This window comes from Paenibacillus sp. FSL P2-0322 (assembly GCF_037975315.1).
In the GTDB taxonomy this organism is placed as follows: Bacteria; Bacillota; Bacilli; order Paenibacillales; family Paenibacillaceae; genus Paenibacillus; species Paenibacillus polymyxa_B.
This window is the reverse complement of sequence record NZ_CP150243.1, coordinates 1,082,922-1,095,778: the sequence shown is the minus strand read 5'-3', so window position 1 is coordinate 1,095,778 and position 12,857 is coordinate 1,082,922. Positions and strand designations below refer to the sequence as shown.

The following is a 12,857-nucleotide window of genomic DNA, read 5'->3' as shown; positions in this document are numbered from 1 at the left end:
TGGGACTTAGGTTCCACGGCTTCTTTGCGTTATTTTAGTAATAGAGCAGATGCTTTCTTGCCTTTTATCCTTCTTGAGCAGGAAAATGGATAAACTCCTCCAACTCCTTGAACAGCTTCTTGGGATTAACATTGTCAGGTACAACCAGAGTTAGCGGCTCATCCAGCTTCAGCACATACATGCCTAAAATGGATTTGGCATCTGCCATGCCGCTTTTGCCATGAATCCAGATGTCATAGGTATAATTCGAAACGATTTGATTGATTTTTTCAATATCCTTCACGTCTTTTACCTTGATGGGTGTCATCATTGCACAGCACTCCCCTGTATTGAATTGGGGCTTACGAAACAAGCCTTAACATCACTTTACCCCATATGAAGCCTGTTGCAAAATCTTAATTTAGAAAATGACATGCGGCGCGGAGCTGATTTTCCAGTAGCTGCCGACCTTTTCAAAATTCACGGTGATTTTCGCATTCGGCTGCTTGGTTTCTGCCGGATAAGGCACGGTTAGCAGGTAGCTGCGCTTCACCGGAGTCATGGTTACCATTTTCGCCGTAGCCCGGCTGAACTCTAGCAAATTGCCGCCATCTGCGTTCAACTGAGCTAATCTGCCGTTAACTTCAACGAAAAATTTACCGACAAATTGCTCACTGGCCTGCTTTGTGTAAGCCTGCGTCAGATAGCTGATCAATTTGGTCTTCGTGCCGATGTCCTCGGACAGATAGCGGTAGCTTTTACCGTTCAACTGGAACGACTCACCTACCGGGCTGCCACCACTAATCGCATACTGATAACGAGACTGCGCCTCCAGCACTAGCGGAACCGCACTCTCGTGGTTCAGCTTGTCCAGCTGCGTCGGTTTCACGCTGGTAGCCGCGGCTGCTGGCGCCGAAGTGGACGGCTGTTGCGGCTTAGACGGCTTCACAGTCGACGGTACGGACGGAGCAGCCGCTGGTGCTACCGATGTAGATGGACGCTGTGCTGGTGCAGACGGAGCTACTGGTGTAGCGGCTTTAGCAGAACCTGCGGCTGCAGCCGGGGTCGAGGCTGCTGGAACCGACGGCGCTTGCGCCGGGGCTGGCATCGTAGCCGACGCAGACGCTGCGGGTGCTGGCACCTGGGCTGGGACGGATGCGGCCGGACTGGCCACGCTCGGTTGCGTCGCTTCCGCTGGAGCGGTCACAGCCGGCGCGGCAGCGGCGGCCTGTGCCACGCTCATAAGTGTGGCCGCAATGCACAGCGCGGATAGCTTCGTATTTATTTTCATACTCATATACACCTCCATAATCATATGTCTGCATAAACTGCACACGTTTCTATTATAAGAATTTCGCTTCTCGATTGGGTTGCTAAATTGTTTCTATTTGCCTTTTTTTGTTCATTCTGCACGAAGTTTGTCCGTATTTGCCGGGGACGGCTGTTCTGATTGTTTCAACTGCTTTGCCTCCATCTCTTCCAAGGATAGTGACAGTTGCTTAACAGATCGGTCCAGCTCCTCCAATCTGCGACTCAAAGTGACGAGGATGTATTTTAACAGAATCAGACTCAATGCAGCAGGGAATCCGACATTAGTTACGAGCTCGATCATGCCTTCTGTCGTTAAAGAACTCACAGATTCCGCCTCCTTTTTCATACATATGTTCCATCAATAAGAACTAATGTTCCCATTTTTATGGAAATCATACGTTATCTTTTGGGCTCTCATGACAAAAAGAGCTCCAATTAGCTAGGAGCCCTCTCTGTTTTTGTTCATTCTACCTGCTTTCAGACCACTTTCGAACGACATATCAAGGAGTATATATATTCGGCTGCTGGGGCTTGGACATCCCTTCTCCGAGATAAAACCCGGTGTGCGGCGGCTGATTATAAGCTACGTTCTGCCAGGCAACACTCAGGCGATACACTGGATCATGCATAAGCGTATAGAATCGATGTTCTGACTCGTATGGTGTTGTGTAGATCCGCAGCGCCGAATTATCACTTTTGCGCCAAATGACTTCCTCACGCCAGTCACCGAAGAGATCGGCCTGCAAGGACGGTGTTCCTTTGGTTCCGTTATTGGAACTCGTTCCTGTTGCCGTAAGCAAGTTGGAAGTAGTCGAGTTCGTATAGTTCCACTTGTCTATCTTTCCAGCGCTTGATGAGGTATGATCCAGCAGTTCACGGAGGAGATCCCCATCCCACCAGATGCCAAAATTAATGGAAGACGGTAGCGTGTTGGTGATGAGCTGCCCCTTGGCTGAACGCAAACCAATACCCGGTGCCCACTGCTCGTTCCCTTTGGTCCGCGGGTCAATGTCTGCCGACATGCCTCTTCCGGTATCCTTGCCTGTATTTACGCCCCATAAAATATTTCCATTACGCGGGTCGTACATGGCAGCTCCGTAGGTGGCATTTTTGTCCTCGTTCACCTTGAACACTTCATAACCTGAACGGTCGGGGTCCAGATCGCCAACATGAAGTGCATCTCCATGTCCCATCCCCGTGTTAGCCAGCTTCGCTCCGTTATCGTCTACAACCAGCGAGCCATACACGATCTCATCCTTATCATCTCCATCCACATCCGCCACGCTCAAACTGTGGTTCCCCTGTCCAGCCGTCCCGGCATTGGTGGAGCTGTTGCTGTCAAAGGTCCAGCGTCGGCTCAGGTTACCGTTCCGCCAATCATATGCGACCAGAACGGTGCGGGTGTAATAACCACGTGCCATCACTATGCTGGGTCTCACGCCATCCAGATAAGCAACCCCGGCGAGAAAACGATCCACACGGTTACCATAATTATCTCCCCAGCTCGATACCGTTCCGCGCGGTGGCACGTAGTCAATCGTACTAAGAGCCTTGCCTGTATCACCTGAGAACACAGTTAGAAACTCAGGACCTTTCAAAATATATCCGCTCGTGTTTCGATAATCAGCCGAAGCGTCCCCAATCTTTACACCTGTACCATCCACTGTGCCGTCTGCTGTTTTACATACGATCTCTGCTTTACCATCTCCATCAAAATCGTAGACGAGAAATTGCGTGTAGTGAGCTCCAGCCCGTATGTTCCGTCCCAGGTCGATCCGCCATTTGCGTGTTCCATCCAGCTCGTAGCCATCCAAAAATACATTTCCCGTATAACCGGATTGCGAATTATCCTTGGCATTGGAAGGGTCCCATTTTAACACAATCTCATACTCGCCATCCCCATCCAGATCCCCTACGCTGGCATCATTGGCATGGTATGTGTAGTTCACATTATCCGGAGTTGTGCCTCCCGCGGGCTGCTGGATCGGAACATCCAGGTAGTTGTTGTTCCATACCTTCACCGCAGGAGAAGCGCCCTGCTCTGCTCCATTGACCACGGCACGAACGGTATACGAAGATGAGGTCGTACCTGCCTTGTCCAAAAAGTTGGTTCTCGATGTAATCGGCGCATCGTTCACCTTGCTTGTCCCTCTGTACAAATTAAAGCCGACCGAATCCGCTTCCGTGCCCAGCAAGCGCCAGCTCACCAGTACACCCTCAGGCACCTTAACAGCGACAGCTCCCCGGCTTAGCTTTTCCATTTGCCTCGTAGAAGCAGCAGAGACCTGGCTATCCATCGGGGTGACCACTCCACTCAACATTACACCGAGACAGAGCAACGCAGTATACCGAAACCTTTTGTTCATCTGAATCATTAGCTCCTTTCATGGTTTGTATTTTCAATAGATTTATTTTATGTGACTGATAAGTTATTGTTATTTAAATTTTATGATAGCGCTTACATAAATGTAAAGGGACGAATACGTCCTTTTTGTTCAAAAATCCGGGCTAATGCTTTAAAAATCAGAGGTCCATGAATAATCGTTCTTCATCCGCAATGCTCTGGATATCCTCCGAGCTGATGCTGATATACTGATAGCCCTCTGCCTGTTGTTTTTTCAATGCAAGTTCCTTCATAAAACGTGGGCTGCCCTCTCCCGCATCCTCATCGTAAACAAGCAATAAACCGTCTGTTTTGCGGAAAAGGAGTTCATCCCGTGCCTTAAGTTGCCATATTCCCTGATAAGGCTGGCGGCTGACTACTCCCACATAGTCAACTTCGGCACAAATCTGCTGAAAATATTCCTTTTTGTCCTCTTTCCATTTTTCTTCCATATTTTGATAAGCCATCATAATAGAGCATTTGAGGTGGGGATATTGCTGTTTTAGTGCAGTAACGACCTCACAGGCCCACAAGTCCACCCCGTATTGGCCGGGGGTAATCACCCATTCCAACCCTTCTTCGACCAGGGGAATAAGCCTGCCTGCAATCGCCTTTTTAATATATGGAATGCCTTCGTGCTTCTGACTGAAAATATTCAGCTCATGGGCACGATAGCCCGAAACAAGCAAGTTTTTCATCTTCTCAACGTCCTTCTCCGATTATCATAAAGGTTATTGTACCACTTCAGAGCAGACCACTAAACACTTCGTTTTTTGGAGGAACGAATTGAATATAACGCAAAAGACGAACCTCTTCCAATTGGGCTGGATCAGGTTCGTCTTTTGGAGTTTGGTATTCATTCATGCTTTTTGGGTGCCTAATGAATTCTTATTATCTATTCTGAGCATAATCCTCACTTGGTATTTTCATTAAAACGACATACAGGCTGGACGTAGTATCTGCGCCGTTGCGATAAGCAAAATGCTCGTCCCCAGTGATATGAATGATATCCCCTTTGACTACCGCCGCTTCCTTACGAATAATACGTTTGTTGAATTTGTTCTCCTGATATTATTGAAATTGGGTAAGATTATTTTTTTCCATTCCCTATCACTCCTCAGACGATTTTATGCGGACATCTTTAATTCTAATGTTGCTACTAAATAAACCGGCATCACTACTTAGCTTGAATGACGGGTAACTAGGGTCTGCCTCAAGCCGCATTCTGCTATCGAACTGCTGCTCCTGCTGCTGATCTACCCAAAAAGAATAAGGCTCAGACTGAACTACTTTATCAGTTGTATTCGGTGTAGTGACAACCAAGATGACGAGTACGCCATTGCATCCACAATCCTCGGTGTCATAAAACAACTTGAACATTCCCGGTCGTCCTGAAAGAGCCAATTCTAGTCTTTCAACGGACAAGGAATCCAATTCTAAATGTATGCTCATGAGATGAATTCTCTCCTTTGTAAATGAGATGTTTGGAACCGTCAGCTCCATAAAGACTAAATTTTAACTATGTGTTCATTATAGTCATGTTTTCGAATGTGTCTATGTGACTGCACTCACTGCTATCAATGAACTCTTACATAAAAAGGCAACCCGATTACACCGGGTCACCTCCGTCATCTCTCATCTTATCTAAACCAACATTCTAGTCACAACTTCTATCCTTTGTAAAAAGGATTATGACCTGTGCCTTTGCCCGATGGCATCGCCCCAGGCACCCCGTCCGCTTCAAGCAGCGGACGGACAATGAGCTTCACCGGCCATTCCCTGCTCTCGAATACCGCTTGGAACAGCTCGGCCCGGTCAGCTTCGGGAAGCAGCACCACCCGTAGCGCTTCCTTCCACGCCTGCTCGGTGATATCCCATAATTTCGCTTCCGGGATAGGATACACCTCGCTTAGCGCTTCCATAATCGCAGCCAGGTTCACCTGCGTGCCCAGCGACTGCACATAGAAGATCAGCTTGCGGATCGTCTCATTATACAAGCTGTTCGAGTATCCCGGCCTGATATGATAACCTGGGTCCGCAATGCCGTGTTTGTCCAGATACGGCTGATGCAAACGTACGGAATCGTGGTCACGGAATAATAGGCCGTTCACCTGTCCGTCCCGCAGGACCACGCAGCAGTTCTGACCGTGAATTTCGGGTACAACGCCTACCTTGAACAGCCGCATCACCACATCATAGAATAACGCAGTCAGATTGGTATAGAATCCTATAACCTCTTCACTGGTTAACTCTCTGCCCAACAGGTCGGATAACATATGGCGACCTTCCAGCGTCACCCCAAGCGCAGCCATGGGAATAACCTGGACACCTTCTTCCAGCAACTTTGGCGGATAGATGCGAATCTGGGCGGCCAGATGGCGAGGATGATCATCGAACAATCCCATGGATTCCGGCATGTATCCCCACCAATTCCGTTCCTCGCAGAGCCACACTTTACCTGTGAGCGATTCATCGCAGGCCACCGCCTGTCGTAACATCTTCTCTCCAGCCAGACCATTCAGTAGCTTCACCACCGGGAGATAGCGGGCGGCCCCGAGAGACAACACACTGACCGGAAGCTTGAGCATCTGTGTGGATCCTTCCATCGGGGCCATCGAGCGCAGGGACGATGTCGCCTGAACCTCTCCCAATTCAATATCCAGTACAACGATGGTACCGTCCGCGATCTCTCCGTTGAAACGTGGCAAGATGATATGTTCCATCTGCCATGGATGTACTGGCATGGGCATGTATTCTTGCAGATTCAGGCCCTTCCGGGCCAATTCTGCTTCCAGCCTGCTCCGCTGTTCTTCATCCAGTACATCCAGTGTGGACAATCCTTCCTTACATCCCTGTTGTACGGCATCCCAACGCACCGCCACCCATCGCAGCGGGATCTCCTTCCTGAATTCCGCTGCATACCGGGTCACATCCGCTTCTGTGAACCCCACCTTGGCCTTGGAGGTGGGGTGAAATGGACGATCTCGCAGCGCTGCAACCTGCTCTCCCTTGGTAAACCAATCGTAGGCATTGAACGGAACTTGTTCTCTCAGACGTTGTACCTGCTGGAGTCCCAGTGCCAATTGCTCGGTGGCTATTTTCACGCCTGCGAAGAATTCCGCAACCCCGGGATGCGCGTATGCTTCATCCGAAAGCGTCATCCGAAGCACAGCCTGTCCTACGACTGCCGGAGATTCAAGAAGCTTCCAGCCTCCATCCGGTGTCTCTCCATAGACGGGTGAACCTTGTACCCATTGATATCCCTGCCTTTTGCCTGCTTTCACCAGAAACAAAATCCCTTTCTGATGCAGCATAAGCTGTCCACTATGTCTACCTGCCCCATTCTCATCCTGCTTATCCTTACCTGCGACATTGCCGTCGGTTCCGTTCCCCGTTCCCCATCTGCTCTGCGAAGGACCTCCATTACCATCCCCCAGAAACATTCGGTGGAACGGTTCTGGTGAAGTAGAGAGTTCAATGAACGGATGCCCTTCCAGCGGAAGCAATTGCTCGGCCAGAAATGCATTGATCAGATCCTCCATAATCCGGCGCTCAGCGTCTTGCAGACTGGCACGCTTCATCACTGTTGACATGGTTATTGTCCTCCGTCAAATAATGGAATGCCGGGTGCGGATGACCCAGAAAATCATGATGCGAGATGGTCCAGCAATAGGCTCCCGACTTCTCGAATACAACAATATCGCCTACCCGCAGCCGCTCTACTTCCGCATCTGAATGCATACGATCCTTGGGTGTACACAGTTCTCCGACCACGTGAACTTTGTTGTCCCGTACCTCTGGTCTTGCAAACGAATGCCCCCAACGGTCCGTAGACATAATGTGAAACGGATGGTTGTGTCCCCATGATGCGGGCAAACGATTATGATGTGTACCTCCTCTTAACACGGCAAAATGCTGACCATGCGATGTTTTGATGTCCGTAACCTCTGCCGCATAATAACCGTGGTCAGCGACAAGCATGCGACCCGGCTCAAAATACAACTGTATGCCGCGTGAAGCAAGGCGCCCTCTGGCTTCACTGCGCTCAATTAAGGATGTGAACAGGGACCAGTCAAACCCGGGGCTACCATCATATGTGACGCCAAACCCGCCTCCGGCGTTAATTACTTCAAGATGCAGGTCATATGCCTGCTGCCACATCTCCACCTTTTGCAAATACATCTCAATCATCTCGGCATGCAGTCTCGCGTCCACATTGTTCGATAACGAGTGAAAATGAAATCCGCATAAACGCACCAAACCCGCGCCTTCCTCACGAATGACCCGGACTGCTTCTTCCACGCTCTCCTCATCCATGCCAAATGGACTCGGACCGCCGCCCATTACAATCCGGGTCCGCGGCAATGTGCTGCTTCTCAGATTGATCCGCAGCAGAATGCGGACTTCCTGTTCTCTCCTTGTAGCAATGGTGATGACACGCCGCAGTTCCAGCAGGCTCTCCACATGAATGAAACTCACCTGATGCTCGATAGCCTGCTTCAACTCACTCTCCTTTTTCCCTGGACCGCCAAACAGGATTGGAACCTCGCTACTTACACTCCTCACCTTGAGCAACTCACCAATGGAAGCTACCTCGAACCCGTGAACCCAGGGCAGCAAAGCCTCAATAATTCGAGGATCCGGATTAGCCTTTATGGCATAGAATAGCCGCGTGCCTCTGGACAGCGTATGCAGCATGTGACGGACCTGCTCCTGAATACCAACCAGATCGTAAACATAAGCACATACCGGATCTTCACTATCTCTTTGCAGTTCATGGATCATATTCCATACGCTTGATTTCATATCAGTCCACCCGCATTTCCATAGTCATTCCGTTTCTGTTCGTATGCCCGAAAAGCCGTATTCCGGTCATCGCCCAACACGTATATGTATACCCCTCGTTCGGCCCACAACGCCATGCCTTCCTGGCTTCTGGCCACCGTTGCATACGGTACCTGGCACTGCTTCGCGGCTTCGTATAATGCGCCTAGCGCACGCTGCACGTCTGGATGTTCCGTCTGCCACGGTACACCAAGTGATTGCGACAGGTCTGCCGCCCCCTCTAGTACCCAGCTCACCTGGGGATGAGACAGAATGCTCGCACTTTGCCGGACGCCCTCCACACTTTCGATCATCGGTACAACCATCACCTGTTCATTCGCTTCCTGAATATACCCGGTGAGTGGATACTTGCCGAATACCCCCGGTCGCCCACTGTTCAGACTCCGCATGCCAAGCGGATGATAATACGCATGACGAACCGCTTCCTCCACCTGCTCCCGCTGTTCCACATGAGGTATGACGATGCCTTGTGCGCCGCAATCCAATACCTTTAGAATCTCTACTCGCTCTACCTTCGAGATGCGTACCAGCGGGGTCATCCCTGCCAGTTCCGCAGCACGAACCAGCTCTTCCACCGATTCCATATTCGTTGCGGCATGTTCCAGGTCGATAATTACAAAATCATACTCCGCATGTCCAATCATCTCAATGATGACCGGTTGCGGAATGGAGACAAAAAGACCGAACACCGGCTGTTTACGTTCAATTTTCTCCTTCAGCGTGTTGGTTCTCATCTGAGAACGTCCTTCGCCAACTTCAGCGGATTGCTGGCCTTACGGAAATACAGTTCCCCATCCCCATACAGGCGGCGCTTGGTCATCTCTTCAATCAGCGCATCCTCGGCAAAAAGATCAAACCACTCGAACCGTTCCTCGTACTCCGGGTGCTCTCGCTGATAGTCCACAATCGTGGCCGCGCACAGCTGCCAGAACGCTTCTTCCGTCAGACCGAAATTCTCCAGCGTCAGCGCAATATCCGTCATGCAAATAAAAAAGAACGCATCATACGTATAGTCCCGGACTTCCGACACGTCACCCGCGTAGATAAAGGAATACCGATTGAACTTGCGGTGGGTCTCCGGTTCGGGGTGCAGCTTCGGGGCTCGTTCTGGATTCAGCAACTTCTCGGGTACATAGCGGACACCATCATGAAGGTCCTTGATGATGATCCGTTTCGGCAGATCATTTTCCAGCACCAAAATGATATTCTGGGCATGCGATTCCAGCGCGATGCCGTGTGCATAGAGCAGATGAATAATAGGCAGCGATACCGTTCTAACGAGCGCTTCACTCCACTTCTGAATGCCATGATGCTTAACTGCACCCTGGATAAACGGTACCCCGTTCGACTGTACCAGCATAAGTGCATTTAAGGGCCAGGCAGTCTCGCCTTCTTGCAGATGAACAGATACATTTTCACGCCAGATCACCCCTGTTGTGCCATACGCCCGTCCATACTGGATTGCAGGCAAATTCTCGTACCGGAGCGAGAGTCCCATGATCTCTTTCAGAATGGAAAACTCTTCCCGTTGCAACAACTCATCCTCTCGAATGAGTGCTTCCAGCCAGTCGCTGATTAGCGGTGCATTCTGGGTCGTGTGCTGTGCCAAAATGCGTATGCTCGATGTATTGGTAATACTCAGCGACAGCTTGAGATACGGTGCCTTCGAATTCATCCGGTTCGACAGGGAACGAATGGACTGCTGGGCGCGATAGGTTGAGTCCGAAGGGCCGAGAAAAACGATATCTCTGTCCATTCGTTGCCGGGCAAACACCGATTCCAACTGGTGTTCCCACTGCCACGGATGAACAGGAATGAATATATAGCGTTTACCCTCCGTGTCTTCCGACTGAAGTATCTGATTAAATCGGCTGATATCCTCCTCTGTGAGATGTTGTCTCACCAACTGTTCTGACGTGTAGCCTGTGGAAAGAGCCGTTTGCACAAGTCCTTCTTTCACGGCAATCCAGTATACGGTCACATCCGAGTTAAACTCTGGACCGTAAGCAAGATTGTCTTTTAGGGTGAAGCCAAGCCTCGACTTGTAGCTTGGATGGTAGAGATGACCATCGCTCATATGGCTTTCGAGGGCATCATAGTGCAGGTCTTCATCCGGAATCTTCTCAGGCAGCAAAGCCCGGCACTGACTGTCCTTCGCCATCGTCTCCAGCAATTCCTGAATGAAGGCCGTCACATTCGCACCCTCCAGAAGGTTCAGTACCATTTCCTCCAGAAACAGATCCAGATCGGTGCAGGGCGCACCCTCTCTTCGAATCGAACCCTTCGCCACCTTCACTCGGCCAAATGAAAATTTTCGCTCCGCCTCACAGCTGTATGTCACAGCCTGCCCTGACGTACTCCGCCCCACAGTACACCATTCGTTTTCCCCCACCTTACAGTCAAGGATACCCTCGAACCACATGGCTTCCAGCGCCTGCCGCATGATCCGTTCCTGTACATCCGTGTATACTGCCGTCTTGTGACCTTTCTCAGCCCTGTACCCTATGAACCCCACGCCACTTCACTCCCTATTCGGTTCATTATATTGCTCACCGGCACATACGCCGGGGTCTGACTGATCCCCCTAAGACAGCTCACCAGATTTTGTTTCGCCAGAAAACTGTCCGCGGTCAGCAAATGCTGCACATACACGTTTCCAGTTCGATCCAGTTCCTTCACAAGCACTTCGCGGACCTTTGCCCAGAAATGCTCCTCCGATACGTTCACATCCCTTGCCATCGCATGAATGAGGGAACCCAGATGATTGATAATAAAGTAATAGGATGTCCTCGCCCAAGCCTTGTCCCGTGGATAAAACAACAATCTAGAGGGAGCGGTATCCACCTCATGGATCAGCTCCTCATCGACACTGACTCCTTCCAAGTCACGCACGATAAATGCCTCAGGCATTCCGTCTCTTAGCGTCACGAGAGTATTTTGCAAATGAGCTTCAAAGTGAATGCCTCGCTCTCCGGCCGCTCGTACAATGGGCAGCAAAGACAAGGTCAGATAACGTGCAAACCAGCGCTCGGCTTCAGCACGTACGCCACCCAGCATCGTCATAAGTCGTGATTGCATTCCCGGCAAGGGGGCTTCTACCAGACTCGACAGGACATATGTACATTCCGGGTCAAACTCAATCGGTCTGTATGCGACGGTAAACAGACTCGTTAATTCTCCCTCCTGAAAGTCACAAGTAGCTACACCTGTCTCATAGGCAATCTGCGTATGCTGATCTGCACCGAAGCAATTCTGCTGCTTGATGTACCTGGAGGCGTCCAGCGTCCTTCGCATCTGCTCCGCACTATTGGTGCGAATCATGTTGGTAATCTGCATGTTCAGCGACAGCTTGATATTGCAATTCAGCTCTGGAATATAAACGGTGCGTACCGAGGAGGTCGGGTAGGCCTTCGGCCCGCCGCTGCCCATCGGAATGAGTTTCTTATCCAGAATATACTGCTGGACCTCGGACAAGCCCAACACGTACGCATACTGCCAGGGATGGATAGGCAGTAGTTCATACTCATCCCCATGCTCACCCCACTCTGCTTCCCAAGCTTGTTCCACATGCCCGTGCAGGCTGGCATGCAGATTGATCCTAGTGTAATCATCCACCCATTCCTGCATGTACACATCCTTCCTCACAGCAACGTAACAGAGTTGGAACGAGGTACGCAGTTCTGGGCTGTACATCCGTACGTCGTATTCGGTGAAGCCTTTGGAGTTTTTCGGAAACGGGTGAAAGGGATGACCATATACCAGAGACTGTTCAGAAGTACAGTAATCATATATGCCAAGTCCAGCAGCCTGCTCGATATACAGCGCAAGATTATTCACGCTGTTATCTACCTTTTCCGCAAAATCACGCACATCAGCCGCATGGGTCAACCTGCCTTGCTCATGCCGGCTGTTTCCATACGCCGTGTCTTCACTCAACTCCCGTGTGATCCAGCGAACCAGGTCCTGATAATGCACCGCTTGCCCGTGCTGTTGTACGCTTCGGTACTCATGCTCTCCCATAGCCGAGTAATACGCTAATTGTCCGGTTATCATCACCCCGCTGGCCTGAAAAGCAACTGCGTACGTCATCGCATTCGGATCAATCCGAATGTCGCCCTCCTTCTCCACCGCAAGCTCCCGGATATAACAATTGAGCAGCAGCTTACAAGAGTGTATATTCGCCTGCTGCTCTGCTTCAGACCTGAGCCTGTTTTCCATCTCGAACAATGTTGCCAACCTTCTTTCGGGTTATAAATAAAACAAGGGACAAGGTCACAGGATGGCACAGCCGAGACCCATACTAATCTCTTTCAGTGCCGCCCATCTGGCCGTATCTGCT

11 protein-coding genes and 1 pseudogene are annotated in these 12,857 nt (G+C 50.5%); all 12 read right to left on the bottom strand.

From position 1 onward, the window contains the following. Positions 1 to 64: 64 nt before the first annotated feature. The gene (locus MKY24_RS04960; protein WP_023987189.1) at positions 65 to 310 is read right to left on the bottom strand and encodes an HPr family phosphocarrier protein; all 246 of its coding nucleotides are present in this window, start codon (positions 308 to 310) and stop codon (positions 65 to 67) included. Positions 311 to 400: 90 nt separating this feature from the next. Beyond that, positions 401 to 1,270, bottom strand: a complete 870-nt coding sequence (locus MKY24_RS04955; protein WP_076265228.1) for a DL-endopeptidase inhibitor IseA family protein — start codon at positions 1,268 to 1,270, stop codon at positions 401 to 403. A gap of 111 nt (positions 1,271 to 1,381) precedes the next feature. Beyond that, positions 1,382 to 1,615, bottom strand: coding sequence for a hypothetical protein (locus tag MKY24_RS04950; RefSeq protein WP_023987187.1), 234 nt, complete (start codon positions 1,613 to 1,615; stop codon positions 1,382 to 1,384). A 175-nt stretch (positions 1,616 to 1,790) separates the two neighbouring features. Beyond that, a complete protein-coding gene (locus tag MKY24_RS04945; protein WP_081384278.1) occupies positions 1,791 to 3,587 on the bottom strand; it encodes a rhamnogalacturonan lyase in 1,797 nt (598 codons plus the stop codon). A gap of 226 nt (positions 3,588 to 3,813) precedes the next feature. Then, positions 3,814 to 4,371, bottom strand: a complete 558-nt coding sequence (locus tag MKY24_RS04940; RefSeq protein WP_023987185.1) for an SLOG family protein — start codon at positions 4,369 to 4,371, stop codon at positions 3,814 to 3,816. A gap of 193 nt (positions 4,372 to 4,564) precedes the next feature. Then, a pseudogene (locus tag MKY24_RS04935) lies at positions 4,565 to 4,777 on the bottom strand (hypothetical protein). A gap of 6 nt (positions 4,778 to 4,783) precedes the next feature. After that, the gene (locus MKY24_RS04930) at positions 4,784 to 5,125 is read right to left on the bottom strand and encodes an iron-sulfur cluster biosynthesis family protein (protein WP_023987184.1); all 342 of its coding nucleotides are present in this window, start codon (positions 5,123 to 5,125) and stop codon (positions 4,784 to 4,786) included. Positions 5,126 to 5,343: 218 nt separating this feature from the next. After that, positions 5,344 to 7,266 carry an IucA/IucC family protein gene (locus MKY24_RS04925; RefSeq protein ID WP_339201506.1) on the bottom strand — a complete coding sequence of 641 codons (1,923 nt, stop codon included), beginning with the start codon at positions 7,264 to 7,266 and terminating at the stop codon, positions 5,344 to 5,346. Beyond that, positions 7,226 to 8,479 (bottom strand): type III PLP-dependent enzyme, encoded by a 1,254-nt coding sequence (locus MKY24_RS04920; RefSeq protein ID WP_339201505.1) that lies wholly within the window; start codon positions 8,477 to 8,479, stop codon positions 7,226 to 7,228. Before MKY24_RS04920 ends, MKY24_RS04925 begins: the two co-directional genes overlap by 41 nt. Next, a complete protein-coding gene (locus MKY24_RS04915; protein ID WP_339201504.1) occupies positions 8,476 to 9,252 on the bottom strand; it encodes an aldolase/citrate lyase family protein in 777 nt (258 codons plus the stop codon). The genes MKY24_RS04920 and MKY24_RS04915 overlap by 4 nt, the downstream gene beginning before the upstream one ends. Beyond that, a complete protein-coding gene (locus MKY24_RS04910; RefSeq protein ID WP_339201503.1) occupies positions 9,249 to 11,033 on the bottom strand; it encodes an IucA/IucC family protein in 1,785 nt (594 codons plus the stop codon). Before MKY24_RS04910 ends, MKY24_RS04915 begins: the two co-directional genes overlap by 4 nt. Then, the gene (locus MKY24_RS04905) at positions 11,021 to 12,736 is read right to left on the bottom strand and encodes an IucA/IucC family protein (RefSeq protein ID WP_254664399.1); all 1,716 of its coding nucleotides are present in this window, start codon (positions 12,734 to 12,736) and stop codon (positions 11,021 to 11,023) included. The genes MKY24_RS04910 and MKY24_RS04905 overlap by 13 nt, the downstream gene beginning before the upstream one ends. Positions 12,737 to 12,857 lie beyond the last annotated feature (121 nt).